Origin of the sequence: Streptomyces sp. NPDC001292 (genome assembly GCF_042896465.1) — a bacterium.
In the GTDB taxonomy this organism is placed as follows: Bacteria; Actinomycetota; Actinomycetes; order Streptomycetales; family Streptomycetaceae; genus Streptomyces.
The window spans coordinates 30,725-56,869 of the sequence record NZ_JBIAXG010000006.1 but is presented as its reverse complement, the minus strand read 5'-3'; the positions used below and the strand labels follow the sequence as shown (position 1 = coordinate 56,869).

The 26,145-nt window shown below is 71.8% G+C and carries 24 protein-coding genes, 1 tRNA gene and 1 pseudogene; 9 read left to right on the top strand and 17 right to left on the bottom strand.

Translation table 11 applies throughout. The features are described 5' to 3' along the window. Positions 1 to 21: 21 nt before the first annotated feature. The 4 genes from ACFY4A_RS09400 to ACFY4A_RS09385 all read right to left on the bottom strand — a co-directional run bounded on the left by ACFY4A_RS09400 (position 22) and on the right by ACFY4A_RS09385 (position 4,437). Positions 22 to 930 carry an HAD hydrolase family protein gene (locus ACFY4A_RS09400; RefSeq protein ID WP_390828821.1) on the bottom strand — a complete coding sequence of 303 codons (909 nt, stop codon included), beginning with the start codon at positions 928 to 930 and terminating at the stop codon, positions 22 to 24. Between the two features lie 67 nt (positions 931 to 997). Continuing rightward, positions 998 to 1,900 (bottom strand): LLM class flavin-dependent oxidoreductase, encoded by a 903-nt coding sequence (locus ACFY4A_RS09395; protein ID WP_390828820.1) that lies wholly within the window; start codon positions 1,898 to 1,900, stop codon positions 998 to 1,000. A gap of 79 nt (positions 1,901 to 1,979) precedes the next feature. Next, positions 1,980 to 2,528, bottom strand: coding sequence for an RNA 2'-phosphotransferase (locus ACFY4A_RS09390; RefSeq protein ID WP_390828819.1), 549 nt, complete (start codon positions 2,526 to 2,528; stop codon positions 1,980 to 1,982). A gap of 124 nt (positions 2,529 to 2,652) precedes the next feature. Then, complete coding sequence (locus ACFY4A_RS09385) at positions 2,653 to 4,437, bottom strand: SDR family oxidoreductase (protein ID WP_390828818.1); 1,785 nt, start codon at positions 4,435 to 4,437, stop codon at positions 2,653 to 2,655. A gap of 237 nt (positions 4,438 to 4,674) precedes the next feature. Here ACFY4A_RS09385 and ACFY4A_RS09380 point away from each other — a divergent pair, with 237 nt between their 5' ends. The 6 genes from ACFY4A_RS09380 to ACFY4A_RS09355 all read left to right on the top strand — a co-directional run bounded on the left by ACFY4A_RS09380 (position 4,675) and on the right by ACFY4A_RS09355 (position 8,899). Further along, a complete protein-coding gene (locus tag ACFY4A_RS09380; protein WP_390828992.1) occupies positions 4,675 to 5,649 on the top strand; it encodes an ABC transporter ATP-binding protein in 975 nt (324 codons plus the stop codon). Beyond that, complete coding sequence (locus tag ACFY4A_RS09375; RefSeq protein ID WP_390828817.1) at positions 5,639 to 6,547, top strand: ABC transporter permease; 909 nt, start codon at positions 5,639 to 5,641, stop codon at positions 6,545 to 6,547. Before ACFY4A_RS09380 ends, ACFY4A_RS09375 begins: the two co-directional genes overlap by 11 nt. Beyond that, positions 6,544 to 7,455, top strand: coding sequence for an ABC transporter ATP-binding protein (locus tag ACFY4A_RS09370; protein ID WP_390828816.1), 912 nt, complete (start codon positions 6,544 to 6,546; stop codon positions 7,453 to 7,455). Before ACFY4A_RS09375 ends, ACFY4A_RS09370 begins: the two co-directional genes overlap by 4 nt. A gap of 10 nt (positions 7,456 to 7,465) precedes the next feature. Further along, entirely contained in the window at positions 7,466 to 8,185 is a 720-nt protein-coding gene (locus ACFY4A_RS09365; RefSeq protein WP_390828815.1) for an ABC transporter permease subunit, read from the top strand. A 100-nt stretch (positions 8,186 to 8,285) separates the two neighbouring features. Then, positions 8,286 to 8,525, top strand: a complete 240-nt coding sequence (locus ACFY4A_RS09360) for a hypothetical protein (protein ID WP_390828814.1) — start codon at positions 8,286 to 8,288, stop codon at positions 8,523 to 8,525. A gap of 287 nt (positions 8,526 to 8,812) precedes the next feature. Beyond that, positions 8,813 to 8,899, top strand: a tRNA-OTHER gene (locus ACFY4A_RS09355). Between the two features lie 14 nt (positions 8,900 to 8,913). Here the strand turns inward: ACFY4A_RS09355 and ACFY4A_RS09350 are convergent. From ACFY4A_RS09350 to ACFY4A_RS09310, 9 genes are all read right to left on the bottom strand, one after another. Then, positions 8,914 to 9,726 (bottom strand): HAD family hydrolase, encoded by an 813-nt coding sequence (locus tag ACFY4A_RS09350; RefSeq protein ID WP_390828813.1) that lies wholly within the window; start codon positions 9,724 to 9,726, stop codon positions 8,914 to 8,916. After that, entirely contained in the window at positions 9,723 to 11,000 is a 1,278-nt protein-coding gene (gene serS / locus ACFY4A_RS09345; protein WP_390828812.1) for a serine--tRNA ligase, read from the bottom strand. Before serS ends, ACFY4A_RS09350 begins: the two co-directional genes overlap by 4 nt. Before the next feature lie 537 nt (positions 11,001 to 11,537). Continuing rightward, positions 11,538 to 12,470: a prephenate dehydratase gene (gene pheA / locus ACFY4A_RS09340; protein WP_390828811.1), complete on the bottom strand. Its 933-nt coding sequence runs from the start codon at positions 12,468 to 12,470 to the stop codon at positions 11,538 to 11,540. A 107-nt stretch (positions 12,471 to 12,577) separates the two neighbouring features. Next, on the bottom strand, positions 12,578 to 13,870 hold the full coding sequence (efeB, locus tag ACFY4A_RS09335; protein WP_390828810.1) for an iron uptake transporter deferrochelatase/peroxidase subunit: 1,293 nt from the start codon (positions 13,868 to 13,870) through the stop codon (positions 12,578 to 12,580). A gap of 8 nt (positions 13,871 to 13,878) precedes the next feature. Next, complete coding sequence (locus ACFY4A_RS09330; protein ID WP_390828809.1) at positions 13,879 to 15,828, bottom strand: copper resistance CopC/CopD family protein; 1,950 nt, start codon at positions 15,826 to 15,828, stop codon at positions 13,879 to 13,881. Between the two features lie 13 nt (positions 15,829 to 15,841). Further along, complete coding sequence (locus tag ACFY4A_RS09325; protein ID WP_390828807.1) at positions 15,842 to 16,315, bottom strand: copper chaperone PCu(A)C; 474 nt, start codon at positions 16,313 to 16,315, stop codon at positions 15,842 to 15,844. After that, positions 16,312 to 16,962: an SCO family protein gene (locus ACFY4A_RS09320; protein ID WP_390828806.1), complete on the bottom strand. Its 651-nt coding sequence runs from the start codon at positions 16,960 to 16,962 to the stop codon at positions 16,312 to 16,314. Before ACFY4A_RS09320 ends, ACFY4A_RS09325 begins: the two co-directional genes overlap by 4 nt. A gap of 93 nt (positions 16,963 to 17,055) precedes the next feature. Further along, positions 17,056 to 17,787 (bottom strand): YcnI family protein, encoded by a 732-nt coding sequence (locus ACFY4A_RS09315; RefSeq protein WP_390828804.1) that lies wholly within the window; start codon positions 17,785 to 17,787, stop codon positions 17,056 to 17,058. 164 nt (positions 17,788 to 17,951) lie between these two features. Beyond that, positions 17,952 to 18,815 (bottom strand): hypothetical protein, encoded by an 864-nt coding sequence (locus ACFY4A_RS09310; protein WP_390828803.1) that lies wholly within the window; start codon positions 18,813 to 18,815, stop codon positions 17,952 to 17,954. 224 nt (positions 18,816 to 19,039) lie between these two features. Between ACFY4A_RS09310 and ACFY4A_RS09305 the strand changes: the two genes are divergently transcribed. Then, a complete protein-coding gene (locus ACFY4A_RS09305; RefSeq protein WP_390828802.1) occupies positions 19,040 to 19,486 on the top strand; it encodes an ATP-binding protein in 447 nt (148 codons plus the stop codon). Here ACFY4A_RS09305 and ACFY4A_RS09300 read toward each other — a convergent pair. The 3 genes and pseudogenes from ACFY4A_RS09300 to ACFY4A_RS09290 all read right to left on the bottom strand — a co-directional run. Beyond that, positions 19,477 to 19,872, bottom strand: a pseudogene (locus ACFY4A_RS09300) (GntR family transcriptional regulator); the annotation flags it as partial. The gene ACFY4A_RS09305 and the pseudogene ACFY4A_RS09300 sit on opposite strands and share 10 nt — an antisense overlap. Before the next feature lie 92 nt (positions 19,873 to 19,964). Further along, positions 19,965 to 21,461, bottom strand: a complete 1,497-nt coding sequence (locus ACFY4A_RS09295) for an aminopeptidase P family protein (protein ID WP_390828801.1) — start codon at positions 21,459 to 21,461, stop codon at positions 19,965 to 19,967. 53 nt (positions 21,462 to 21,514) lie between these two features. Then, positions 21,515 to 23,050: a SpoIIE family protein phosphatase gene (locus ACFY4A_RS09290; RefSeq protein WP_390828799.1), complete on the bottom strand. Its 1,536-nt coding sequence runs from the start codon at positions 23,048 to 23,050 to the stop codon at positions 21,515 to 21,517. A gap of 503 nt (positions 23,051 to 23,553) precedes the next feature. On the opposite strand from ACFY4A_RS09290, the gene ACFY4A_RS09285 reads away from it, so the two are divergent. After that, positions 23,554 to 24,219, top strand: coding sequence for a bifunctional DNA primase/polymerase (locus ACFY4A_RS09285; RefSeq protein WP_390828798.1), 666 nt, complete (start codon positions 23,554 to 23,556; stop codon positions 24,217 to 24,219). A 55-nt stretch (positions 24,220 to 24,274) separates the two neighbouring features. After that, positions 24,275 to 24,730 carry a hypothetical protein gene (locus tag ACFY4A_RS09280; RefSeq protein WP_390828797.1) on the top strand — a complete coding sequence of 152 codons (456 nt, stop codon included), beginning with the start codon at positions 24,275 to 24,277 and terminating at the stop codon, positions 24,728 to 24,730. Positions 24,731 to 25,130: 400 nt separating this feature from the next. Here the strand turns inward: ACFY4A_RS09280 and ACFY4A_RS09275 are convergent, their stop codons facing one another. Further along, positions 25,131 to 26,096 carry a DUF5926 family protein gene (locus ACFY4A_RS09275; protein WP_390828796.1) on the bottom strand — a complete coding sequence of 322 codons (966 nt, stop codon included), beginning with the start codon at positions 26,094 to 26,096 and terminating at the stop codon, positions 25,131 to 25,133. Positions 26,097 to 26,145: the final 49 nt, after the last annotated feature.

The following is a 26,145-nucleotide window of genomic DNA, read 5'->3' as shown; positions in this document are numbered from 1 at the left end:
CCCCGGCGGACGGCTCGCCCGCTACGGCCGCTCCCCCAGCAACTGCTCGATGACGACCGCGACCCCGTCCTCGTTGTTGGCGACGGTCCGTCCGGACGCCGCAGCGATCGCGGCGGGGTGCGCGTTGCCCATGGCGTAGGACCGGCCGGCCCAGGTGAGCATCTCGACGTCGTTCGGCATGTCACCGAAGGCGACGACCTCCTCGTGGGAGATGCCGCGCTCGGCGCAGCACAGGGCCAGCGTGCTCGCCTTGGAGACGTTCGGACCGCTGATCTCCAGCAGGGCGCTCGGGCTGGACCGGGTGATGGTGACGCGGTCGCCGACGGCGAGACGGGCGACGGTGAGGAAGGCGTCGGGGTCCAGCGTGGGGTGGTAGGCGAGGATCTTCAGGATCGGCTGGCCGACACCGACTCCGCCCGGCGCCAGCAGTTCCTCGGCCGGCGCGAGGACGTCGGGTAGCTCCATGTGCAGCTTCGGATAGACCGGCTCCTGATGGAAGCCGTAGGTCTGCTCGACCGCGTACACCGTGCCCGGTGCCGCCTCGCGCACCAGCCGTACGGCGTCCAGCGCGCTCTCCCGGGCCAGCTCCCGCACCTTCACGAAGCGGTGGGCGCCGGGACCGCCGTGCAGGTCGACCACGGCGGCGCCGTTGCCGCAGATCGCCAGACCGTGGCCGTGCACATGGTCGCTGACCACGTCCATCCAGCGGGCCGGGCGGCCGGTGACGAAGAAGACCTCGATGCCCGCCTCCTCGGCCGCCGCCAGGGCGGCGACCGTGCGCGGGGAGAGCGACTTGTCGTCGCGCAGCAGGGTGCCGTCGAGATCGGTGGCGATCAGCCGAGGCGGAACGCCGGGGGTGCCCCCCGGCTCGAACGAGGTCGAGAGCTGGGGTGAGGCCGGGGTCTCGGGCCGTCGAGTCGCTGAGGTCACCGCGTCATTGTCGCCTATATGTCCGCACGAGCGTGCGAGAGTTCGCACATCTGAGGGGTTGCCTCGGTCACGTCAGTTGGGAGGGCGCTTCCATGGCGATCCTCTCGAAGACCTTCTGGTCCGCGGCGAAGTCCGAGCCGGGGATGGGCCAGTGGATCACGATCTCGGTGAAACCCAGTTCCTGGTGCCGGCCCGCGAAGTCGACGAACGCGTCGAGGGACTCGAGCGGACGACCGCGATCGGGGGTGAATCCGGTGAGCAGGACCTTGTCGAGCACGGAGGCGTCACGGCCTGCCGCGGCACACGCGTCCGCGAGCTTCTGGGTCTGGGCGCGGAGGGCCTGGACGGACTGCTCCGGCGTGCCGCTCTCGTAGAGCTTCGGGTCACCCGTGGTCACCCAGGCCTGCCCGTACCGTGCGGCCAGCCGTAGCCCGCGCGGTCCGGTCGCGGCCACGGCGAACGGCAGCCGGGGCCGCTGAACACAGCCGGGGATGTTGCGCGCCTCGTGCGCCGAGTAGAAGTCGCCCTCGTACGACACCGCGTCCTCGGTCAGCAGCCGGTCCAGCAGCGCAACGAACTCGGCGAAGCGGTCGGCCCGCTCCCGCGGCGTCCATGGCTCCTGCCCGAGCGCGGTGGCGTCGAAGCCGGTGCCGCCCGCGCCGATACCGAGTGTGATCCGGCCTCCTGAGATGTCGTCGAGGGAGATCAGTTCCTTGGCGAGGGTGACCGGTTGCCGGAAGTTCGGCGAGGTCACCAGAGTTCCCAGCCGCATCCGGTCCGTCACGGCCGCGGCGGCGGTCAGCGTCGGCACGGCCCCGAACCATGGGCCGTCCCGGAAGCTGCGCCAGGACAGGTGGTCGTAGGTGTAGGCGGCGTGGAAGCCGAGTTGTTCGGCACGCGTCCATGCCGAACGGCCGCCCGCGTGCCAGCGGCGGTACGGAAGGATCACGGTGCTCAGACGCAGACTCATGGCCCCGAGCCTAGACACCCGCGGGTGTTTCACGTGAAACGGTCACCGCGAGCGGCCGGCGGTCATGGGCTGAAGTGGATCAGCGGGTCTCGGAAAACCGCAGGTACTCGAGTGGCACGGACTTCGTCAGCCACACACCGTTGGCGCTGACATGGAAGACATGGCCGTCACGGTGCATGGCGGCCGCGTCCACCGCGAGGACGACCGGGCGACTGCGGCGGGCGCCGACACGGGTCGCGGTCTCGCGGTCGGGCGAGAGATGCACGTCATGCCGGTCCATGGGCCGCAGCCCCTCGCTGCGGATCGCCTCCAGGCTGCGGGCCACGGTCCCGTGGTAGAGGTACGGCGGCGGCGTCGCGGCCGGCAGCCCGAGGTCGACGTCGATGGTGTGGCCCTGACTGGCGCGGATACGGCTGCCCTCGATCGCGAAGCGTCGCTTGTCGTTGGTGGCCACCACGTGGTCCAGTTCCTCGCGGGTGAACCGGAAGCCATGCGCGGCCGCCGCCGTGATCAGTGCGTCGATCTCGACCCAGCCGCTCTCGTCGAGCGTGAGCCCGAGCCTCTCGGGCTGGTGGCGAAGGTGCTTGGCGAGGTACTTCGACACCTTCACGGCGTGCTTTTCGTCCATGCCACCAGCGTGCCGGGAGAGACGTGGATCACGCAGGCCAATTCCGCCCGGGAGGTTTGATCCACAGCAAAGTGATGTTGTCCACAGGCAAGGGGCGCGAAGCTGTGGACAACTGGCCGCCGATTCAGGCGCGTTGGCCCGGATCCGCGGCACCCAGCGGCGGCTTCGCCCGCGCGAGCCGGCGCCGCGCCCGCGGGGTGAACCGGGACATCGCGCGCAGGAGACGGGCCTCTGGCGTCACCGGCACCACCGCCTCGTTGCGCACGACCGCGCGCAGGATCGCGTCGGCCACCTTCTCCGGCGGGTAGCCGCGCAGTCCGTACAGACGGGCCGCGCGCTGCCGGCGGCGCTTCTCCTCCTCCGCGTCGACGCCCGCGAAGTGCGCCGTGGACGTGATGGCGGTATCGACGAAGCCGGGGCAGACGGCCGTGACGCCGATCCCCTGCCCGGCCAGCTCCGCGCGCAGACACTCGCTCAGCATCAGCACCGCCGCCTTGGAGGTGCTGTACGCGGGCAGGTCCTTCGAGGGCTGGTACGCGGCCGCGGACGCGGTGTTGACGATGTGGCCGCCCTGTCCCCGTTCGGCCATCCGCTTCCCGAACAGCCGGCAGCCGTGGATCACTCCCCACAGATTGACGTCGAGGATCTTCCTCCAGTCCTCGGGGGTGTGGTCGAAGAACGAGCCGGACAGGCCGATGCCCGCGTTGTTCACCAGGACGTCCACCACGCCGTACTCGGAGTCGGCCTTTTCGGCCAGCTTCTCCATGGCCTGCTCGTCGGAGACGTCCACCGCCTCGGCCCAGGCGGCCGGCGCCCCGAGCAGCCGGGACTGCTCGGCGGTGTGGGCCGCGGCCTCGGCGTTCCGGTCGACGGCCACCACGCGGGCGCCCGCCCCGGCGAAGGCGAAAGCCGTGGCCCGTCCGATGCCGCTGCCCGCACCGGTGACCAGTACGAGCTGCCCGGCGAAGCGGTCGGTGTACCTGCCGGTGGCGGCCGGCCGCGGCTGCCCGCCCTCGGTGGCCGTGACGAACTCGGTGATCCAGGCCGCCAGCTGGTCGGGCCGGGTGCGCGGGACCCAGTGTCCGGCGGGGAGCGTGCGGCGCACCAGGTCGGGGGCCCACTGCTCCAGGTCGTCGTACAGGTACTCCGAGAGGAAGGCGTCCTCAAGGGGGGTGATGAGCTGCACCGGGGCGTGCGCGCGGGCGTCCGCCCGTGGTCTGCGCAGCCGCGCCCGCACGTTGTCCCGGTACAGCCAGGCGCCGTGCGCCGCGTCCCGGGGCAGCGACGCGGTCGGGTAGTCGTCGCCGGGGATCTTCTCGACGCGCCTCAGAATGCCGGGCCAGCGCTTGCCGAGCGGGCCGCGCCAGGCCAGCTCGGGCAGCTTGGGTGTGTGCAGCAGGTATACGTACCAGGACTTGGCGCCCTGGCCGAGGAGCTGGCCCACCCGGCGCGGGGTGGGGCGCCTGACGCGAGCGGCGATCCAGTGGCCGAAGTGGTCGAGGGACGGGCCGGACACCGACGTGAAGGAGGCGATCCGGCCCTCGGTGCGCCGAACGCTGACGAACTCCCAGGACTGCACCGAGCCCCAGTCGTGCCCCACCAGGTGCACTGGTCCACCGGGGCTGACCGCGTCCGCGACCGCCAGGAAGTCGTCGGTCAGCTTGTCGAGGGTGAAGCCCCCGCGCAGGGGCCGCGGCGCGGTGGAGCGGCCGTGGCCGCGGACGTCGTAGAGCACGACGTGGAAGCGGCCGGCGAGGCGCTCGGCGACCTCCGACCAGACCTCCTTGCTGTCCGGATAGCCGTGCACCAGGACGACCGTGGCCCGCCCGGCATCGCCCAGTTCGGCCACGCACAGCTCCACCCCGCCCGTGCGCACCCAGCGCTCCCGCGCGCCCTTCAGTGTCGTCACGTCTCCTCCGCCCGGGTCGGATCCGGCTGCCGTACGTGCCCGTGATGTGAACCCTGGCGACTCTGGCACTTGTTAGACCAGTCGTCAACAATGCGGTCCGGGAGTCGGCACTCCGCAGACCGCCCGGCCCCAGGGGCCCGACCCTTAAGGTCCCCGTACTACTCGAGGCGGACTCCAAGACGGCTCTGGGGTCTGACGACCGGCGTGGTCCGGATCACTACCGTCGAAGGCGTGACTGTGATCGCGACCGAAAGCCTGAGCAAGCGGTTCCCACGGGTGACCGCGCTTGACCGGCTCTCCGTGGACGTCGGACCAGGTGTGACTGGACTCGTCGGCGCCAACGGAGCCGGCAAGTCCACACTCATCAAGATCCTGCTGGGTCTGTCCCCCGCCACCGAGGGCCGCGCCGAGGTGCTCGGCCTCGACGTCGCCACCGAGGGCGCCGCCATCCGTGAGCGCGTCGGCTACATGCCGGAGCACGACTGCCTGCCGCCCGACGTCTCGGCCACCGAGTTCGTCGTCCACATGGCGCGCATGTCCGGCCTGCCCCCGACCGCCGCCCGCGAGCGCACCGCGGACACCCTGCGCCACGTCGGCCTGTACGAGGAGCGCTACCGCCCCATCGGCGGCTACTCCACCGGTATGAAGCAGCGCGTGAAGCTCGCCCAGGCCCTGGTGCACGATCCGCAGCTGGTCTTCCTCGACGAGCCGACCAACGGCCTCGACCCGGTCGGCCGCGACGACATGCTCGGCCTGATCCGCCGCATCCACACCGACTTCGGCATCTCCGTCCTGGTCACCTCCCACCTGCTGGGCGAACTGGAGCGCACCTGCGACCACGTCGTCGTCATCGACGGCGGCAAGCTCCTGCGCTCCAGCTCCACCACCGACTTCACCCAGACCACGACCACCCTCGCCATCGAGGTCACCGACAGCGACGAGCACCCGGACGGCACCCGCGCGGTGCGCGAGGCGCTCCACGCGCGCGGGGTGGAGACCCAGGACGGCACCGGCCTGCCGGGCGCGGGCCACGTCCTGCTGCTCACCGCCCAGGGCGAGGAAACGTACGACCTGGTGCGGGACGTGATCGTGGACCTCGGCCTCGGCCTGGTGCGCATGGAGCAGCGACGGCACCACATCTCGGAGGTCTTCCGGGACAGCGACGACCAGCACGACGTACAGCGGAAGGAGGCGGTCGGCCATGGCGGTTGAACACACCGCGGCAGCGCCCACGGGTGACCAGACCCGCATCCACAACATCGGCTACCGCAGCTACGACGGCCCCCGCCTCGGCCGCGCCTACGCCCGCCGCTCGCTGTACTCGCAGTCCCTGCGCGGCGCCTACGGCCTCGGCCGCTCGGTGAAGTCCAAGGTGCTGCCGATGCTGTTGTTCGTGGTGATGTGCGTGCCCGCGGCCATCATGGTCGCCGTCGCGGTCGCCACCAAGGCCAAGGACCTGCCCATCGAGTACACGCGCTACGCCATCGTCATGCAGGGCGTCATCAGCCTGTACGTCGCCTCGCAGGCACCTCAGTCCGTCTCGCGCGACCTGCGTTTCAAGACCGTGCCGCTGTACTTCTCACGCCCCATCGAGACCGCCGACTACGTGCGTGCCAAGTACGCGGCGCTGGCCTCCGCGCTGTTCGTCCTGACCGCCGCCCCGCTGCTCGTGCTCTACGTGGGCGCGCTGCTGGCCAAGATGGACTTCGCCGACCAGACCAAGGGATTCGCCGAGGGGGTCGTCTCCGTGGCACTGCTCTCACTGCTCTTCGCCGGCATCGGCCTCGTCATCGCCGCCGTCACCCCGCGCCGCGGCTTCGGCATCGCCGCGGTGATCGCCGTGCTGGTCATCTCCTACGGCGCCGTCTCCACCCTCCAGGCCATCGCGGAGGTCCGGAACAATTCCGGCGCCATCCCCTGGATCGGCCTGTTCTCACCGGTCACCCTCGTCGACGGCGTACAGACCGCCTTCCTGGGCGCGACCTCCTCGGCACCCGGCGGTACCGGCCCGGACAGCGGACAGGGCGTCTTCTACGTCCTCGTCGTCCTGGGCCTCATCGCCGTCGCATACGGCCTCCTGCTGCGCCGCTACAAGAAGGTGGGCCTGTGACGACCCTCAGCATCGACCACGTCTCGCGCTGGTTCGGCAACGTGGTCGCCGTCAACGACATCACCATGACGATCGGCCCCGGCGTCACCGGCCTGCTCGGCCCCAACGGTGCCGGAAAGTCCACGCTGATCAACATGATGGCCGGCTTCCTCGCCCCCTCCACCGGCACGGTCACCCTCGACGGGCAGCCGGTGTGGCGCAACGAGAAGATCTACCGGCACATCGGCATCGTCCCCGAGCGGGAGGCGATGTACGACTTCCTCACCGGCCGCGAGTTCGTCGTCGCCAACGCCGAACTGCACGGCCTGGGCGCCGAGGCCGCCCAGAAGGCGCTCGCCACCGTCGAGATGGAGTACGCCCAGGACCGGAAGATCTCCACCTACTCCAAGGGCATGCGCCAGCGGGTCAAGATGGCCTCCGCGCTGGTCCACGACCCCTCGCTGCTCCTGCTGGACGAGCCGTTCAACGGCATGGACCCGCGCCAGCGCATGCAACTGATGGATCTGCTGCGGCGCATGGGCGACGAGGGCCGCACCGTGCTGTTCTCCTCCCACATCCTGGAGGAGGTCGAACAGCTCGCCTGGCACATCGAGGTCGTCGTCGCCGGACGGCACGCGGCCAGCGGCGACTTCCGCAGGATCCGCCGCCTGATGACCGACCGGCCGCACCGCTACCTGGTGCGCTCCAGCGACGACCGGGCACTGGCGGCCGCGCTGATCGCCGACCCCTCGACGTCGGGCATCGAGGTCGACCTCGCCGAGGGCGCGCTGCGCATCCAGGCCGTCGACTTCGGCCGGTTCACGACCCTGCTGCCGCGGGTGGCCCGGGACCACGGTATCCGGCTGCACACGGTCTCGCCCTCCGACGAGTCCCTCGAGTCCGTCTTCTCGTACCTGGTCGCGGCGTAGGAGGCCGAAGATGTACGACCCCACAGTCGCCCGGCTCACCTACCGGGCCCTGCTCGGCCGCCGCCGGGCCCTCATCCTCGGCGCGCTGCCGCTGCTGCTGATCGTGATCGCCGCGGCCGTCCGCGCCCTCGCCGGAGCCGACGACCAGACGGCGGTGAACGTCCTGGGCGGGTTCGCGCTCGCCACCATGGTGCCGATCATCGGCGTCATCGCCGGGACCGGAGCGATCGGGCCGGAGATCGACGACGGCTCGGTGGTGTACCTGCTGTCGAAGCCGCTCAAGCGGCCGACGATCATCTTCACCAAGCTGATCGTGGCGATCGCGGTGACCATGGTCTTCTCCGCGGTGCCGACACTGGTCGCCGGGCTGATCCTCAACGGCAACGGGCAGCAGATCGCCGTCGCCTACACCGTGGCCGCGCTGGTCGCCTCCATCGCCTACGCGGCCCTTTTCCTCCTGCTGGGCACGGTCTCCCGGCACGCGGTGGTCTTCGGGCTCGTCTACGCGCTGGTCTGGGAGGCGTTGTTCGGCTCCCTGGTGCCCGGGGCGCGCACGCTGAGCGTCCAGCAGTGGGCGCTGGCCGTGGCGCACAAGGTCGCCGGCGGGGACATGGTCACCTCCGACGTCGGGCTGCCGACGGCGACCGTGCTGCTGGTGGTGGTGACCGTCCTGGCCACCTGGTACGCCGGGCAGAAACTGCGGTCGCTGACCCTCGCCGGCGAGGAGTGAGGCACCCGCTCGAGGCCGGGCGGTCCTGCCCGGCCTTGACGGAGGCTTCATCTCCACCCGGGCACACTGGGCAAAGTGGACGAAGCAGCAGGAGGGCGCGATGGCGGGCGAAGTGCCGGAGAGCGACGGCCGGGGGAGGACCGGGGACACGTGGGACGACGTCGTCCTGGACGCCGACTTCATACGGGCCGCCGGGACCGCCGAGCCGTCCGCCCGGGCGCGGATGCTTGCCGCGCGCTGGCGGCGCGAGGAGCCCGAGCCCCGGCCGTGGCGCTCCGACGAGCCGCCCGCCGGATGGTTCTTCAGCAAGGCGCGCCGACGTCGGTGGCGGCGGCGCTGACGAGGCGTGAGACGCCCGGTAATGGCGTGAGGGGCCCGGTAATTCGGTGGCGCCGAAGCCGTCGTAGCGGCACAGTGGTGGTGTCCACCGCGCCGGACCGAGTCGGCGCCACGTTCTGGGAGAGGAGCTGGGCGATGTCGATGCACGGCAGTACGCCGAGCTCCCGACAGGGCAGCCCGCGGCGGGCTCCGGAGTAACTACCGGCTCCGTCGAGCCCGCCCCGCACGGGGAGCTGCCCGGGGCGGCCGCTTCGAGCACGCGAATCCCTTCGCGTGGGCCGCCCACCCGGAGGATTGGCCGAGTGGCAAGGCACCGGCTTGGTTCAAGCCGCGGTCGGGGTCACCCCCGTGCACGTTCGATCCGTGCATCCTCCGCAGAGACCGAAGACTCAGCCCGCCAGCTTCTCCAGCAGCGCCGCGATGCCGTCCTCGTCGTTCGAGGCCGTCACCTCGTCGGCGACCGCCTTCAGTTCCTCGTGGGCGTTGGCCATCGCCACGCCCCGGGACGCCCAGGCGAACATCGGGACGTCGTTGGGCATGTCGCCGAAGGCGATGGCGTCCGCCGCCTTCAGACCCAGCCGCCGTGCGGCCAGTGAAAGCCCCGTCGCCTTCGACAGGCCCAGCGGCAGCAGCTCGACGATGCCCTCTCCGGCCATGGTGACCGAGACGAAACCGCCGGCGGTCCGGCGGGCCACGTCGGCCAGCTCGTCGTCCGTGAGGTCCGGGTGCTGGACGTAGATCTTGTTGAGGGGCGCGCTCCAGAGATACGCGACGTCCGTGAACGGCGTCGCCGGAAGCGGCCCCGCGACCGCGTAGCCGGGACCGACCAGCACCTCGCCGTCCAGCCCGTCGCGGCTGGCCGCCAGGTACAGCGGACCGACCTCCGCCTCGATCTTGGCCAGGGCCACCGCCGCCAGTTGCCGGTCCAGGGTCACCGAGGTCAGCAGGCGGTGCTCACCGGCGTCGTACACCTGGGCGCCCTGGCCGCAGACCGCGAGGCCCCGGTAGCCGAGGTCGTCGAGGACGTGCCGGGTCCAGGGCACCGCGCGGCCGGTGACGACGAGGTGCGCGGCACCCGCCGCGGTGGCCGCGGCGAGCGCCTGACGGGTGCGCCGCGAGACCGACCCGTCGGAGCGCAGGAGCGTCCCGTCGAGGTCGGTCGCGATCAGCTTGTAGGGGAACGGCCCGGCGGCGGGTCTCACTCGGCCACCGGTTCCAGGACCTCCCGGCCGCCGAGGTAGGGACGCAGCACTTCAGGCACCCGCACGGAGCCGTCGGCCTGCTGGTGGTTCTCCAGGATCGCGACGATGGTGCGCGGAACGGCGCACAGCGTGCCGTTGAGCGTCGCCAGCGGGCGGACCGTCTTGCCGTCACGGAAGCGGATCTGGAGCCGGCGGGACTGGAACTCGGTGCAGTCCGAGGTCGAGGTCAGCTCGCGGTACTTGCCCTGGGTCGGGACCCACGCCTCGCAGTCGAACTTGCGCGAGGCCGAGGCGCCCAGGTCGCCCGAGGCGACGTCGATCACGCGGAACGGCAGCTCCAGCGAGGTCAGCCACTGCTTCTCCCACTCCAGCAGCCGCCGGTGCTCCTCCTGCGACTCCTCGGGGGTGACGTAGGAGAACATCTCGACCTTGTCGAACTGGTGGACGCGGAAGATGCCCTTGGTGTCCTTGCCGTGCGAGCCGGCCTCGCGGCGGTAGCACGGCGAGAATCCGGCGTACCGCAGCGGGAGGCGCTCGGCGTCGATGATCTCGTCCATGTGGTACGCCGCCAGCGGCACCTCGGAGGTGCCCACCAGGTACAGGTCGTCCTTGTCGAGGTGGTAGACGTCCTGGGCCGCCTGGCCGAGGAAGCCCGTGCCCGCCATCGACTGGGGGCGGACCAGCGCGGGGGTCAGCATCGGCGTGAAGCCGGCCGCGGTGGCCTGGGCGATCGCCGCGTTCACCAGCGCCAGCTCCAGCAGGGCGCCGACACCCGTGAGGAAGTAGAAGCGCGAGCCGGAGACCTTCGCGCCGCGCTCCACGTCGATCGCGCCGAGGAGCCGGCCGAGCTCGAGGTGGTCCTTGGGCTCGAAGCCCTCGGCGGCGAAGTCGCGGATCGTGCCGTGCGTCTCCAGCGTGACGAAGTCCTCCTCGCCGCCGACGGGAACGTCGGGGTGGATGAGGTTGCCGAGCTGGAGCAGGAGCTCCTGGGTCTCGGCGTCGGCCGCGTCGCGCTCGGCGTCGGCGGTCTTGACGTCGGCGGCGAGCCCGCTCGCCCGCTTCAGGAGCTCGGCCTTCTCGTCACCGGAGGCCTTGGGGATGAGCTTGCCCAGCGCCTTCTGCTCGGCGCGCAGCTCGTCGAAGCGGACGCCGGACGACCTGCGCCGCTCGTCGGCAGACAGGAGGGCGTCGACGAGCGCGACGTCCTCTCCACGGGCACGCTGCGAGGCGCGCACACGGTCGGGGTCTTCACGGAGCAGACGAAGGTCAATCACGCGGTCAAGGCTACCGGTGCGACGTTCCACCCCACGACCCAGTATTCCGAACCGTTCCTTACGCACTGTTATGAGGGACTTGCCTCCCGTGTCAATAATGGGGCCCCGCCTCCCTGGAACGAGGCAGGTGGCGGGCGCCGCGTTGACCTGATTCCCTTGTGCGGAAGGGGACTTGGGGTCGAGTTGTCCACAGGAATCCACACCCTCCGGAGAGTTATCCACAGGCTGTGTGGAAGATCTGTGGATTTCGGAATTGATCACTCCGGAAGCGTTGCGCGGACGGAGGAATTCCCGTCTCGAAGCGCCCGGACGCCACTTTCGGGTGGAAAGGGGTCACCCCAAAAGACGAACCAAAGGAGACGAGTGGACGAAGGGTGACCTGTGGGGCCTCGACCGCTCTTGAGGGTCAAGGGGTGATTTGTCGACCGAGTCCCCGTTGGGTGTCGACTTGTCCCCAGGTCGAGGGGGCGGGGTGTGGATAACTTCTGTGGACAACCAACATCCGCAGGCAGCACCGGCCGGAAGCTGCAGAACCGGCTAGAAACGGCCGTCCTGGCAGCGTGCGACCCAGTCCGCCGCCGCCACGAACTCCTGGTCCGAGGTCCCGGCCAACAGAGGCCGTACGTCCGCCGTGTCGCCGTCCGCACGCGGGTACGACCCCAGGAAACGCACCTGGAGGCAGATCCGCTTGAGGCCCATCAGGGCCTCCGCCATCCGGCGGTCGTTGATGTGGCCCTCGGCGTCGATGCAGAAGCAGTAGTTGCCGATGCCGGCGCCCGTCGGGCGGGACTGCAGCAGCATCAGGTTGATGCCGCGGGTGCTGAACTCGCCCAGCAGGTCGCGCAGCCCGCCGGGGTGGTCGTCGCGCTGCCACAGCACCACGGACGTCTTGTCCGCGCCGCTCGGCGCGGCGGGCCGCGCGGGCCGGCCGACCAGCACGAACCGTGTCTGCGCGTTCTCCGCGTCGTGGATGCCCGTCTCCAGGGGCACGAGCCCGTACCGCGCGGCCGCGAACTCGCCGGCGAACGCGGCGTCGTAGCGGCCCTCCTGGACCAGGCGGGCGCCGTCCGCGTTCGAGGCGGCCGACTCCCAGACGGCGTCGGGGAGGTTCGCCGAGAGCCAGTTGCGCACCTGCGGCTGGGCGGCCGGGTGGGCGGTGACCGTCTTGATGTCGGACAGCGTCGTCCCGGGCCTGACCAGCAGCGCGAAGGTGATCGACAGCAGCACCTCGCGGTAGATCATCAGCGGCCGGCCCGCGACCAACTCGTCGAGCGTGGTGGTGATGCCGCCCTCGACGGAGTTCTCGATCGGCACGAAGGCGGCCTCGGCCTGGCCGGCCCGGACGGCGTCCAGCGCCGACTGCACGGACACGTACGGGACCAGTTCCCGGGTGGCCGTCTCGGGAAGAGTGCGCAGGGCGACTTCGGTGAAGGTGCCCTCGGGGCCGAGATACGCATAGCTCGCTGGCATGACCTCACCCTAATGGCCGCAGCCGCACCCGGCTCGCGTGTCTCACGGAAGCCCCTCCCGCGGGTGAACGGGTGTGACCCATGTGACCTCACCGGCTCCCGCCGTACTCACCCCTCCAGCAGCCGCTGCCCCACATACTCGCCCTTCGCCGCCCCGCCCGGGACCGCGAACAGACCGCTCGCCTCGTGCCGGATGTACGGCGACAGTGCGTCGCCGCGGTCCAGCTTGCGCTGCACCGGCACGAAGCCGCGCAGCGGGTCCGCCTGCCAGCAGATGAACAGCAGGCCCGCGTCCGGGGTGCCGTCGGCGTCGAAGCCGTCGTGGTAGGAGAAGGGACGCCGGAGCATGGCCGCGCCCCCGTTCTGGTCGGGCCGGGTGATCCGGGCGTGTGCGTTGACCGGGACGACGTAGGTGCCGTCCTTGCCGGTCTTCTCCAGGTCCATCTCGGTCGTCTCGGTGCCCCCGCTGAGCGGCGCCCCGTCGGACTTGCGGCGCCCGATGACGTCCTCCTGATGGGTGAGCGACAGCTTCTCCCAGTCGTCCAGGAGCATCCGGATGCGGCGTACGACGGCGTAGGAGCCGTTCGCCATCCAGGCCGGCTCGCTGTTCGCGGGCACGAAGAGGCGCTGGTCGAAGTCCGGGTCGGCCGGCTTCGGGTTGCGGGTGCCGTCGATCTGCCCCATCAAGTTGCGGGCCGTCATGGGATGCGCGGTGGCTCCGGGGGAGCGGTTGAAGCCGTTCATCTGCCAGCGGACGCGGGCGGCGCCGCCCGCGTCCTTCTGCAGGGCGCGCAGGGCGTGGAAGGCGACCAGCGCGTCGTTCGCGCCGATCTGCACCCACAGATCGCCGTTGCTGCGGGCTTTGTCGAGCCGGTCGGAGGAGAAGTCGGGCAGCGGGTCGAGAGCGCCGGGTCGCCGTCGGCTCAGATCCGTCCGGTCGAAGAAGGAGTGGCCGAAGCCGAAGGTGACCGTCAGCGCCGAGGGGCCCGCGTCCCGTGCCACGTCGGTGTCGTCGTGTGCGGCCGGTTCACCCGCCATCAGCCGCTCGGCCGTCGCCGACCAACGGCGCAGCAGCGCGGCGGCCTCCTTGCGGCCCGCTCCGGGCGCGAGGTCGAAGGCGACGAGATGGCCGCGGGCCTGGAGGGCGTCGGTGATGCCGGGTTGATGTTTCCCGTGAAACATCGCCCGGTCGGCGCCGAGCGAGGTGAGCGGGGTGGCACCGGCGGGCGCCGCCGTGTAGCCGAGGCCCGCGCCGGCCGCGCCGAGGACGAGTCCGGTGGCACCGGCCGTGCCGAGCAGCCGCCGGCGTGACACGCCAGCTGCTGCGCCGGTGCCGGCCTGCGCGGTCGCCGCGGGCGCGGAGTTCGGGGAGGTGGCCTCCGGGGTGGACTGGTCGGTCATGGTGCGGTTCAGCCGATCTGCGCGTTCTTGGTGACGGTCACCTGGTCGATGTCGGAGGTCCGCACGGTCACGGCGACCTTCCAGTCGCCCGCCATGGGGATCTGCACTCCGCTCGCCACCCAGTGTCCGGTGGTGACGTGTTCGGGGGTCACGGGGAGCGGTCCGAGATCCTTCGCGGCCAGCGTGAAAGCGATCTTGAGCTCGGCGATGTCGCGGAGGCGCCCGTTCGGCCCGAGGGCGAAGATGTGCAACTCGTTGCCGCCCACGCGCGCCGGGTCGATGTCGATCCGTACGACGCCTTTGCCGTCCTTGCCGCCGGTGTCGAACGGCATGTCGAGGGTGACCGCGCCCGCCCCGGAGGAGGAGGACGAGGGGGACGACGTGGCGGTCTTGGCCTCCGTCTCCGTGCGCCCCGGTTCGGTCTGCGTCAGCACGGTGGTGACGGCGAGCAGCACGACGGCGACACCGGCTTCCATCAGGACGGACCGGCGCAGCCCGAAGCGGTGGGGGTCGGCGTCCCGCAGTCGCTTCTGCCGTGCGGTGTCCACGGCGGCCTGCTGCCGGGCGAGCTGGGCGGCCCGCCGGGCGGCCTCGCCCTTCGCCGCCCTCCCACCGGGCCGTGCCTTGCCGCCGGCTTTCCCGGCCTCGGTCTTCGTGTCCGGGCCGGGCTTCTTGCCGGCGGTCGCCGCGATCTTCACGCGTGCCCTGGCCGGTGCCTTCGTGGTGGCCGTCTGTGCCAGTCGGCCCGTCCAGCGGCGGGAGGTCCAGGCGACGCCGACCGTCAGCACCACCAGCGCGATCTTGACGAGGAGAAGCTGTCCGTAGCGCGTGTCGGTGAGCGCCGACCAGGAGCCGACCTGGCGCCAGGACTGATAGGTGCCGGTCGCGACCAGTGCGAGGACGGAGCCGAAGGCGACGCGGGAGAACCGGCGTACGGCCGCGGTCTCGATCGGGGTCTCGGCGGGTGCCCGGTACAGCGCGACCAGGAGGGCGGCGATCCCGCCGAGCCAGGCGGCCACGGCGAGCAGGTGGACGACGTCGACCGGCATCGCGATGCCCGGCTGGAGCCCGGTCGAGGCGTGCTCGGACATGGCCCAACTGGCCGCGAGCCCGACGGCGACCACGGTCCCGCCGATCGCGAGTCCGAAGGTGAGATCCCGCTTCTCGTCGTCCGCGCGTTTTTGGTACTCCCCGAAGAGCACCGCGACGAACAGGGCCGCCGCGGCGAGCAGCAGCAGCCGGGAGACCAGGGCCGCCCCGGTCTTGGTCTGGAGCACCTGCCCGAGGAGCGTCAGGTCGAAGACCTCTCCGATCTCTCCGGTGGTGGTGTAGGAGCCGCGCAGGAGCAGCAGCGCGAGCGTGGCCGCGGTGAGCGCGACCCAGCCGGAGACGACGAGCCGCTGCACCGCCCGCACTCCCGAGCCGCGCTGCCAGCAGGCCAGTACGAAGGCGGCACCGCCGGCCAGGACGACGAAGCCGGCGTACGACACGTACCGCCCGAACCCGTAGAGCCCACCGACGATCCCGCCGCCCACCGTCTGGTCGCCGACCGTGGCGGACGTCTTGGAGGGGGCGCCGATGGAGAAGGTGTAGGCACCGCCGACGGGGTGGCTGTCGGCGGAGACCACCTGGTAGGCGACGGTGTAGGTGCCGTCCGGCAGCCCGCTGCGCAGTCGCACGACGTACGTCGTCCCGCTGACGTTGGCGGGCTTCCCGGTGTCGACGCGGTTGCCCTTGGGATCAAGGACGCGCAGCGAGTCGTCGCTCACGGCGACCTGCTCGGAGAAGGTCAGCGACACCTGGGAGGGAGCCTTGTCGACCACCGCCCCCTGCTGCGGATCGCCGCCGGTCGGCGCGGCGTGCGCGGAGGCCGGGGCGGCTCCCGCGAGGAGCACGCCGGCGGCGGCCAGGAGCAGCAGCGTCAGGGCCCGGAAGCGTGGGGCGATGGTCTGCGACAAGGTGGTCCCTCCCTCAGTGTCCGGTCGCGGGGTTGTACGTGGCCGATTTCACCGGCATCTCGACCTTGACGGTGCCGGATTCGGCGAAGTGCAGTTCGACGAGGACCGTCTGGCCCTGCCGGGGCGCGCGCTTCAGCTTGTCGAACATCAGGTGGTTGCCGCCGCTCTTGAACACGAGCCTGCCGTGGGCGGGGACGGTGAGGGGGCCGGCTTCCTTCATGACCCCGCCGGTCGTCCGGTGCACGGTGACGTCCTCGGCTTCGGCGCTGGTGACCGAGGTGAGTTCGTCCTTGGCGCCGCCCTTGTTCTCGATCGTCAGGAAACCGGCCGCCATCGAGGCCGAGACCGGCTGGGGCATGTAGGCGGAGTGGACGGACAGTTCGGCCTTCGCGTCGCCGGGGCCGGAGGACGCGCCGCAGCCGGTCAGCAGGGCGGTACCGGTCAGGGCGGCGGCCACGAGTACGGCCGCCGGTGCCGGCCGCCTCACGGGTTCTCCCCCTTGACGATCCTGGGGAGGTCCTTGGTGTAGTCGTCGACGGTGGCGTCCTCGCCGTAGAGGACGTATCCGGCGTCGGTCTTCGGTGAGAACGCGATCACCTGGGTGCCGTGCATCGAGACGAGCTTGCCGTTCTTGTCCTTCGTGGTCGGCTCGATGGAGATGCCCAGGGTGCGCGCGCCGGCCTGGATGGTGGCGAAGTCGCCGGTCAGGCCTATGAACTGCGGGTCGATCATCTTGAGCCACTTGCCGAGTTCGGCCGGGGTGTCGCGGTCCGGGTCGGTCGTGACGAACACCACGCGCAGGTCGTCCTGCTCGGCCTTGGGCAGCGCCTTCTTGGCGACCGCGATGTTGTTCATGGTCAGCGGGCAGGCGTCGGGGCAGTGGGTGTAGCCGAAGTAGACCAGCGTCGGGTGGCCGGCGGTCTCCTTGCGGAGGTCGTACTTCTTCCCCTGGGTGTCGGTGAGGACCAGGTCCGGCTTCTCGAACGGCTTGTCGAGGACGGTCGCGGCCTTCTGCGAGGTGTCCTCGGAGACGACGGCGACGGGCTTCCCACCGCCGTCGCCGCTGCCGCAGGCGGAGAGGGTCATGGTGGCCGCGGCGAGCAGGGCGGCCGCGACGAAGGTCTTGTTGCGCATAGAGAAATGTCCCAGATATGAGAATTCCGGCGCGCACCGGGGGTCCTACGCGAGAGTCGCACGACCCCCGGAGCGCGTGACGGACGAGCCGGATCAGGCGGTGGTCCGCCTGCGGCCGGCGAGTACGCCGTAGGCCACGCCGGCCGCGCCGACGAGGATGCCGACGATGCCGAGGACGCGGGCGGTGGTGTCGCTGCCGCTCCTGGAGGTGTCGGCGGCGGTGGTCCGGGCGGCGGGCTTGGTGTCCGCGGCGGCGTCCTTGGCCGACGCGTCGTGTCCGTCACCCTCCGAGGCCGCGGTCAGTTGAAGCACCGGCGCCGGGTTGTCCGGCTCCGTCTGGCCCTTCTGCGGCACCTCGATCCAGCGCACGACCTCCTTGTTGGAGTACGTCTGGATCGCCTTGAAGACCAGTTGGTCGGTGTCCTCGGGCAGCGTGCCGATGGAGACGGGGAACTTCTGGAAGAAGCCGGGCTTGATGCCGTCGCCGTCGGCGGTCCAGGTGACCTTGGTGACGGCTTCGGAGATCTTCTTGCCGTGCATCTCCAGCGGCTTGTCCAGCTGGGACTTGGTGACGTCGATCTTCCAGCCGGTCACCGGCTGCGGCATCACGGAGGCCAGCGGGTGGTCGGTCGGGAAGTTGACCTCGATCTTGGTGGTGGAGGCGTCGTCGCGCTCGTTGGGGACCTTGAAGCCGACGACGGCGTAGCCGCCCTTGGCGGCGGGGCCCTCCGGCTGGACGCTGACGTGCGCGAACGCGGGGGCGGACAGGGCTAGGACGGCCGAGCCGGCGACGGCGGCGGTGGCGACGAGTCGAGAAGCCTTCATAGGGGTGCACTCCACTTCGAGTGAGTCCGGTGTGTGAGGGGTGCGCGTGCGGGGCGGGACCGATGGTTGCGGTGTTCCCGCCCGAGGGGCACGCGCGCGCGTGCCGCACGACGGCGGCCGCTCCCCCGGCGAAGCCCGCTCGGTGGGGTGGTGGTCGCGTCGCGTCAGGCAGCGAGGGCGAGTGCGGCGGCGGCCGGCGGGCCGCGGCGGATCACCGTGTGCTGGAGTGCGGTGGTGTGGGGGGTAAGCGGCACGGAGTCGGCAGCACGCCGGAAGCGGGGGCCGGTGCCGGCCGCCGTGGGCAGCCCGGCGCACAGGGCGCGCACCAGGGCGAGGGCCCCGCGCAGGGACCGTACGAGCGCGGCCTCGGCGACTCCGTGCGCCGACAGCTCGATCAGCCGCAGCAGGGCCAGGTCGCCGCGCCGCAGCACCCAGCCCGTGGCGACGGCGGCCAGGACGTGGACGAGCAGCATCGGCAGGGACGGCAGGAGCGCGGCCGCGCCGACGCCGAACAGGGAGTCCGCCGGGTGGTGCACGGCGTTCAGGCCCGTGCCGGCGCCGTCGTAGGCGCGTGCGTCGACGAGTATCCGGTGGGCCTGGGCCGGGCTGATCGCGGCGGCGGTGGCCCCGCACACATACCGGGCGGCCCGCTGGACGAGCTCGGCGTCGGACAGCACGGGCAGGGAACCCGCGGGTCCCGTCGACCCCGTGGAGCCCATGGTCACGGCACCGGAGGCCATGGCGCCCATGCCGCTCTGTCCCATTCCGAACAGGGCGTGCAGCACGGTCTGGCCGACCACGAGCAGCGTCGCGATCCCCGGCAGGGAACGCGCGCGCCCGGCGAGCGGTGCCACCACGACCAGTCCCCCCAGGAACCCGGCGCCGAGCGTCCACAGCGGCACCGTGGCGCAGGAGGCCAGCGTGTGCCCGGCCGCGGCCAGCACGACGCAGACCGCGGCGAACACCGCGGCCCGCAGGATCCGGAGACCGCGTCCGGTGGGTGCGGTGCGCGGGTGGAGGGCAGACATGGCGGCCATCATCATCCCACTGGACCCGGGCCCGCCGTACGGCAGGTCTGAAAGATGCGGTAGATCCGGAAGGTCATGTTCTGATGCCGTCGGACCGCACATACACCGATTCCCTGCCCCGCCGCATCCGCCGATCGTGCGGTGTGGCGTCAACGCCGTGCTTATGGCCGGGCACTCGGGGCAATACGTAACGGTATGTCGAGCCGCGGCCGGGAGGCTGGAGCATGAGCATCTGGTGGTCACTCCATCTGCGGCGTGACGCCGCGAGCGTGCCGCTCGCCAGGCGACTGCTGCTCGGCACGATGGAGACCGCGGGCGTCGACCCCGACATCTCCTACGACCTGTCCGTGGCCCTGAGCGAGGCGTGCGCGAACGCGGTGGAGCACGGCGGGGACACCGAATCCTCCGACGCGTTCCGGGTCACCGCCTTTCTCGACGGGGAGAAGTGCCGCATCGAGGTGGCCGACGCGGGCCCCGGCTTCCCGCCGGCGGGCCGCCGCCGCCCGGTCCGTGCCGCGCGCGCCGAGGCCGAGCACGGCCGCGGCCTGTTTCTCATCCAGGAACTCGCCGACCATGTCCACATCCGCAACAGGCCGGGCCGGGGCGGCGCGGTGGTGAGCTTCGACAAGATACTCAAATGGCGTGAGGACGCCCCGCTGATGGCGGTGTAGCGCCGCGCGAGACGCCGGCCGGGCCGCCGCCGGAACATGCCGACGTGCGTGCCGCCCGGCCGCAGGTCGAAACGGGGAGCACGCGCGCGCCGCCGCTCCCGGCTCCTGCGCGCCGACGGCCGGCAGGGCGGCGACCCGGGTGCCCGATCCCTGCCGCGCCGTCAGACAGCCCTCGGCGCCAGCTGGTCGTACGCCGCCTTCGCGGTGCCCCGCGAGACGCCGAGTTCGGCGGCCACCCGGCGGGTCGCCGGCAGTCGTGTCCCGGGTGCCGGCCGCCCGTCCCGCACGGCGTCGCGGAGCGCCTTCTCCAGCCCCGCCCGGCGGCCCGCCGCCGCGTCCGGTTCCAGATGCAGACCCACCCCGGCACCGGACCAGAAGCCGTCCACGAGAACCCTCCCCCCAGGTACGTGAATTCACCGGGCGTGTCCCGGCACAGGAAGGCCGGGCACCCCGCAGGTACCCGGCCGTCACATCCGTGTCAGCTCTTCAGCGACGCCATCCAGGTCTCGACCTCGTCGGAGCGGCGCGGCAGGCCCGCGGAGAGATTGCGGTTGCCGTCCTCGGTGACCAGGATGTCGTCCTCGATGCGGACGCCGATGCCGCGGTACTCCTCCGGGACGGTCAGGTCGTCGGCCTGGAAGTAGAGGCCCGGCTCGACGGTGAGGACCATGCCCGGCTCCAGCGTGCCGTCGACGTAGGTCTCGGTCCGCGCGGCGGCGCAGTCGTGGACGTCCATACCGAGCATGTGGCCGGTGCCGTGCAGCGTCCAGCGGCGCTGCAGACCCAGCTCCAGGACCCGCTCGACCGGGCCCTCGACCAGGCCCCACTCGACGAGCTTCTCCGCGAGCACGCGCTGGGCGGCGTCGTGGAAGTCGCGGTACTTGGCGCCCGGCCTCACCGCCGCGATGCCGGCCTCCTGGGACTCGTACACCGCGTCGTAGATCTTCTTCTGGATCTCGCTGTACGTGCCGTTGACGGGCAGCGTGCGCGTGACGTCGGCGGTGTAGAGGGTGTGCGTCTCCACGCCCGCGTCCAGCAGGAGCAGGTCGCCGGAGCGTACCGGGCCGTCGTTGCGTACCCAGTGCAGCGTGCAGGCGTGCGGGCCGGCCGCGCAGATGGAGCCGTAGCCGACGTCGTTGCCCTCGACGCGCGCGCGGAGGAAGAACGTTCCCTCGATGTAGCGCTCGCTGGTCGCCTCGGCCTTGTCGAGGACCTTCACCACGTCCTCGAAGCCGCGCACGGTGGAGTCGACGGCCTTCTGCAGCTCGCCGATCTCGAAGGCGTCCTTGACCAGGCGGGCCTCGGAGAGGAAGACCCGCAGTTCCTCGTCGCGCTCGGCGGTGACCTTGTCGGTCAGGGCGGACTCGACACCGGCGTCGTAGCCGCGCACGACGCGGACCGGGCCGGTGGCCTCGCGCAGCTTGTCCGCCAGTTCGCGCACGTCGGAGGTCGGGATGCCGTACAGGGTCTCGGCCTCGGCCAGGGAGTGGCGGCGGCCGACCCACAACTCGCCCTGGCCGGAGAGCCAGAACTCGCCGTTCTCACGGTTGGAACGGGGCAGGAGGTAGAGCGTTCCCTGGTGCCCGTCCGCGGTGGGCTCCAGGACCAGGACGCCGTCCTCGGTCTGGTTGCCGGAGAGGTAGGCGTACTCGACCGAGGAACGGAAGGGGTACTCGGTGTCGTTCGAGCGGGTCTTCAGGTTGCCCGCGGGGATGACCAGGCGCTCGCCGGGGAAGCGTGCGGACAGTGCGGCGCGGCGGCGCGCGGTGTGCTCCGCCTGCGCGACCGGCTCGAGGCCGTGCAGTTCGGTGTCGGCCCAGCCGGACTTCATGTTCTCGGCGAGCTCGTCGGACACGCCCGGGTACAGGCCGTTCTTCCGCTGCTTGATCGGTTCTTCTTCGGCGGTCTCCGGGGTCTCCGGCAGCTCCTGCGCCACGGTCTTCCTCCTCGATACAGCCACTGGGCCATCCCTCATCGTACGGTCGTGCGGAAGGGGGCCAGAGGCGGAAGCGCCTGTTACCGGGCGGCCTACTCGAAGCGCGCCGCCAGCAGCGCCACGTCCTCCGTGCCGTCGGTCACGTCCAGGCCGTTCGGCAGGACCGTGTGCAGGACGTGGTCGGCGACGGCCCCCGGGTCGTGGCGGAGCGCGCGCGGGACGCTCGCCGCGGCCGCGTGCAGCCGGGCGAAGGCGCGGTCGACGGGATCGCCGGTGCGGTGCAGCAGCCCGTCGGTGTAGAGCAGCACCGTCTCGCCCGCGGACACCTGGAACTCCACGCTCGGCGCCTCCCAGCAGGCGAGCATGCCCAGCGGCGCGGACACGGACGTCTCCACGAACTCCGTGCGCCGTTCGCCGAGCACCAGCGGCGGGCAGTGCCCGGCGCCCGCCAGGGTGATCCGGCGCAGTGCGGGTTCGCAGTAGGCGAACAGGGCCGTGGCGGACCGGGCGGGCTCGGTCAGCCGCAGAAGCAGTTCGAGGTCGGACAGGACGGCGACGGGATCCTCGCCCTCCATCACCGCGTACGCCCGCAGGGACGCCCGCAGTCGGCCCATGGCGGCGATCGCGCCCGGCCCGGCGCCGGTGACCGAGCCCACCGCGAGGCCGAGCGCGGCGTCGGGCAGCGGCAGCGCGTCGTACCAGTCGCCGCCGCCGCGCGGCCCGGTGCGGTGCCGGGAGGCGAGCTGGACACCGGGGACACGGGGCAGCCGGGAGGGCAGCAGCTCCTCGTAGACCGTTGCCATGCACGCGCGCGTGCGCTCGGTGTCGAGCAGGCACGCCAGGTGCTCGGTGGCGAAGCGGAGGTAGAGGCCGGCGAGGTGGCGCTGGCGCTCGGCCGGTTCTGCGGGTTCGTCGTAGAGCCAGACGGCGGCGCCGAGACGGCCGGCGGTCTCGGTGGACAGGGGTAGCGCGTAACTGGCGGCGTAGCCGAGGCGGCCGGCCACCTCGCGGTGGCGCGGATCGAGGCCGTCCTCCGCGAACAGGTCGGGGCGCACGACCTCGCCGTCGCCGCCCGGCAGCCCGGCCGCGGTGTCGAGGAGCGCCCCGTAGGGCATGGCGCTGCGCGGCACGGTCTCGATGTGGCCGAGATCGGCCCGTGCGAGGCCGAGGCCGATGGTGGTGTCGGGGCCGAGTCCGTCGTCCGGTTCGAGGACGGCGAGGCCGCGCCGGGCGCCGACGAGGGCGGCGCTGGCGCGCAGCAGTTCCTTCAGCGCGGCGTCGAGTCCGTTCGTCCGGGCCAGCCGTTCGGTGAGCTCGTTCAGGGTGGTGAGGTCGGAGACCCAGCCGGCGAGCCGGTCCTGGAGGAGGGCGCCCGGCGGGCGGGGGGCGTGCGGGCCGGACGGACTGCTGGGGGAGTTGTCCGGGGCGGCGGACGAGGGCGCGGCAGTGTGTGCGGGTGCCGGAACCGTTGAATCGATTCCAGCCACTTTCGGAGGGTGGGGGGCGTTCATGGCGTCCGGCTTTCCGACCGGTGCGTATTGCTCAAAAGCATCGCAAACCCCCATGTCATTCTGCGCCGCCAGCAGTGTCTCCACATGTACACGCACTCGTGAGGGGATGTCCAGCATTGTCCTGCCGGGTTTCCTGGTGTCAGAGGGCTTCTCGGGGTCTTCTTCCCAACCTCTTGCGAAAAGGGGAAGTTGGCTTGAAACTGCCTCGGGTGACGGCCTGTTGCGGTCGACTGGGCTTGCTCGACAGAGCGTCACAGCGGTCGTGATGGGTACGTACTCGGAGAAGGCCAGGGATGGTTGGGGGTCACCCGGAACCTGGCGACGGACCCGGGCGTCTTAGCCACCGACGACCGTGCCCCATCCTTGCGCGATGGAGGCGGAGAGCAGAACACAAGACGGCACAACGCCAGGCTCCGCCACCCCGCGCCACGCCCATGCTTCTGGTAGACGCAGTATGGACGGAGCTGCCGTGGAAGCAGCCGATGCTCGGCCCATAGGGGTTCCCCGTGCCTGAAGGCAGGGGTGTGATGCGCCAACAGGTACGCACAGTGCAGTGATCGACACATGGTGTGAGTGGTCCACGGTGTTGCCAGCGGTGCAACGGAAAGGAACGAGCGCTCATGCGCGAGATCCCCGGAAGGCGACGCGGGCTCCTGTCCCAGCGCAGTGACGAGAGGCCTGGGCCGATCGGCGCGGCCCTGACCTTCGCGACCCGGTGGCAGTGGCCCGTGCTGCCGGGTGTGGCACCGGAACCGCGGCGGCACGGCCGCTGCGGCTGCCCCGACCCGGAGTGCACGGTGCCCGGCGCGCACCCCTTCGAACCCGGCCTCCTCGCGGCCACCACCGACGCCCGCATGGTGCGCTGGTGGTGGACCAACCGGCCCACCGCGCCGATCGTCCTGGCCACCGGAGGCAAGGCCCCCTGCGCGGTGAGCCTGCCGGCCCTGCCGGCCGCCCGGGCCCTCACCGCGCTCGACCGCGTCGGCATGCGGCTCGGACCGGTCGTCGCCTCGTCCACGCGCTGGGCGATCCTCGTCAAGCCCTACTCCATGGAGCAGTTGGGCGAATTGCTCTACGCCAAGGACTTCGTCCCCGGCTCGCTCCGCTTCCACGGCGAGGGCGGCTACCTCGCCCTGCCCCCCTCCGAGACCGGAGCCGGCCCGATCCGCTGGGAGCGCGCCCCGCTGCCCGGCTCCGCCTCGCCCTGGGTGCCCGACGTGGAGGCCGTGGTCGATGCCGTGGTGGAGGCCCTCACTCGTACGGGTGTGAGCGCCCCCGAGTTCTAGGGGTGTGGCGGCCGCGGCGGGCGAAGCGCCCGCCCCGCGTCGTTGTCGTCCCCTCATGCTGCGTCGTTCCGCCGGACACGGAAGCCGAGTGCCGCGCGGCGGCCCCGATCCCCGACGTGTCCGCCTGCTCGCCCTCCTGGGCGTCGTCGCCTGCGCCGTCGTACTGCCACTGGCCGTGGCGTCCGCGGGCCAGGTGGGCGACCTGAGCGGTACGGACGACGCCCTGCCGCGCGGCGACGACAAGATGCCCTCCGCCGCGCCCGCCCGTTCCCCGCTGGTGCTCGGTCCGGGGCTCGCGACCGCCGCGCACCGCGGCCCTGAGATCACCTCGCCCGGTGGGGTCGAGGCACCGACCTGTGTGGTGACCCGGTGCGAGGACACCTGGGCGCGCACCTATTACCGCAACGCGACCGGAAGGTCTGGACGCCGACCTGACCCTCATGGGCCCGGGCGAGCGCACCGTACGGACGCACTGCGCGCCGACCGGAGGTGGGGAACCGGAGACCTGTGAGACACCGCGGGAGCACAGCCGGGGGACGACGGTGGCGTACAGCACCGTCGCGGAGTTCGCCGAGCGCGGCGGGCGTGCCGCGCCGCTGCTGCGGTCCGGGAGCAACTCGCCCATGACGACGGACGGAGGGTTGACGTACGGCTGCGCTGGGTGAGCGACGGCGGACACGCAAGCGCCCGGTTGCTGGCGACGGGGGATGCACCAGCAACCGGGCTACTGGAACGGTAACAAGAGATCGGCAGTTCGCAAATTCGATCCCGGCTTTCCAGTCACCGGGTGGACGGCCTTTCCAGTCATCGACTCGCCTGCGCCGCCCGCCGGTTGTGACGGCGGTCACCCGCTCCGCCCGAGCGGGGCGGCTGACCGGCGGCCGACCGGAGGCCGGCCGCCCGGCCGTCGCTCAGCTCAGTGTGACCTGACGGTTGGTCAGGCCGCCGCGGGCCCGGCGCTCGTCCCCGGTCAGCGGCGCTTCGGTGGCCAGCGCGGCGGCCAGCTGCTCGGCGAACTCGGCGGCCGGCTTCTCCAGGTCCTGGGCGCCCATCTCGCTCAGCAGGTCCCACACGGGCACGGTGAGGCCGTGCGCCCGGAACGAGCCCACGAGCCGGGTGCCCTCACCGAGGTTCGAGCGGCCCGCCGCGTGCAGCCGCGCGAGAGCGTCCAGAAGCTGCTCCTCCGGGTGCGGCATGACCCAGCGCAGGTGGTTCTTCTCCGGCGTCCGGCACCAGTACGCCGCCTCGACGCTCTCCAGGCGCACGGTCGGAATGGCCGCCGCGTTGGCGCGCTCCAGGGAGGCGGTGACCTCCGGCGTCGCGTTCTCCGCGTCCGGCACCCAGAACTCGAAGCCCTCGTGCACCACCGGCTCGAAGGGGGCCTCGAGGTCGAGCAGGTCCTGGAGCCGCGGGCCGTCGGCCGGGGCGCGGCGGCCCTGCACCGGGGTGCCGGGCTTGGCCTCCAGCGCGCGCAGCAGGGTGTCGGCGAGGTCCCGGCTGATGTCGCCGGACGCCGTGTCGTTCTGCAGGCCGAGCAGCACCGAGCCGTCGTCGCGGCGCAGCGCGGGCCAGGCCATCGGCAGGACCGTGGCGAGCGTGACCGCCGGGACGCCGTCGGGCAGGCCGTCGCGGAGCGCCAGCCCGGCCGTGGCGGCGGGGACCAGCTCGCGCAGCGCCACCCAGTCGCACTCGCCGGGCAGTCCCTCGAAGGGCCGCTGCACCAGCTCGGTCACCGCGTGCGCGGCGGCCCGGCCGTGGCAGGCCTTGTACCGCCGGCCGCTGCCGCACGGGCAGGGCTCGCGCGCACCGACGACCGGGATCTCTCCATCCGTGAGCTGCGGGCGCTTGGCCTTCGTCTGGGGTCGCTTCTTGGCCATCTGGGTGTCTCCCGGTTACGGCTCGTCTCGTACGGGCGCGAGCCTAGCC

What these genes read in the sequence shown, in the direction of transcription:
- efeB (WP_390828810.1), bottom strand. Translation starts at nt 13,870, where the DNA reads ATGACCGACCAGTCCACCCCGGAGGCCACCTCCCCGAACTCCGCGCCC.
- ACFY4A_RS09360 (WP_390828814.1), top strand. Translation starts at nt 8,286, where the DNA reads ATGGCGGGCGAAGTGCCGGAGAGCGACGGCCGGGGGAGGACCGGGGAC.
- ACFY4A_RS09305 (WP_390828802.1), top strand. Translation starts at nt 19,040, where the DNA reads ATGAGCATCTGGTGGTCACTCCATCTGCGGCGTGACGCCGCGAGCGTG.
- ACFY4A_RS09290 (WP_390828799.1), bottom strand. Translation starts at nt 23,050, where the DNA reads ATGCTGGACATCCCCTCACGAGTGCGTGTACATGTGGAGACACTGCTG.
- ACFY4A_RS09390 (WP_390828819.1), bottom strand. Translation starts at nt 2,528, where the DNA reads ATGGACGAAAAGCACGCCGTGAAGGTGTCGAAGTACCTCGCCAAGCAC.
- ACFY4A_RS09295 (WP_390828801.1), bottom strand. Translation starts at nt 21,461, where the DNA reads ATGAGGGATGGCCCAGTGGCTGTATCGAGGAGGAAGACCGTGGCGCAG.
- ACFY4A_RS09375 (WP_390828817.1), top strand. Translation starts at nt 5,639, where the DNA reads ATGGCGGTTGAACACACCGCGGCAGCGCCCACGGGTGACCAGACCCGC.
- ACFY4A_RS09315 (WP_390828804.1), bottom strand. Translation starts at nt 17,787, where the DNA reads ATGAAGGCTTCTCGACTCGTCGCCACCGCCGCCGTCGCCGGCTCGGCC.
- ACFY4A_RS09275 (WP_390828796.1), bottom strand. Translation starts at nt 26,096, where the DNA reads ATGGCCAAGAAGCGACCCCAGACGAAGGCCAAGCGCCCGCAGCTCACG.
- ACFY4A_RS09285 (WP_390828798.1), top strand. Translation starts at nt 23,554, where the DNA reads ATGCGCGAGATCCCCGGAAGGCGACGCGGGCTCCTGTCCCAGCGCAGT.
- ACFY4A_RS09395 (WP_390828820.1), bottom strand. Translation starts at nt 1,900, where the DNA reads ATGAGTCTGCGTCTGAGCACCGTGATCCTTCCGTACCGCCGCTGGCAC.
- ACFY4A_RS09365 (WP_390828815.1), top strand. Translation starts at nt 7,466, where the DNA reads ATGTACGACCCCACAGTCGCCCGGCTCACCTACCGGGCCCTGCTCGGC.
- ACFY4A_RS09310 (WP_390828803.1), bottom strand. Translation starts at nt 18,815, where the DNA reads ATGTCTGCCCTCCACCCGCGCACCGCACCCACCGGACGCGGTCTCCGG.
- ACFY4A_RS09280 (WP_390828797.1), top strand. Translation starts at nt 24,275, where the DNA reads ATGCTGCGTCGTTCCGCCGGACACGGAAGCCGAGTGCCGCGCGGCGGC.
- pheA (WP_390828811.1), bottom strand. Translation starts at nt 12,470, where the DNA reads ATGCCAGCGAGCTATGCGTATCTCGGCCCCGAGGGCACCTTCACCGAA.
- ACFY4A_RS09320 (WP_390828806.1), bottom strand. Translation starts at nt 16,962, where the DNA reads ATGCGCAACAAGACCTTCGTCGCGGCCGCCCTGCTCGCCGCGGCCACC.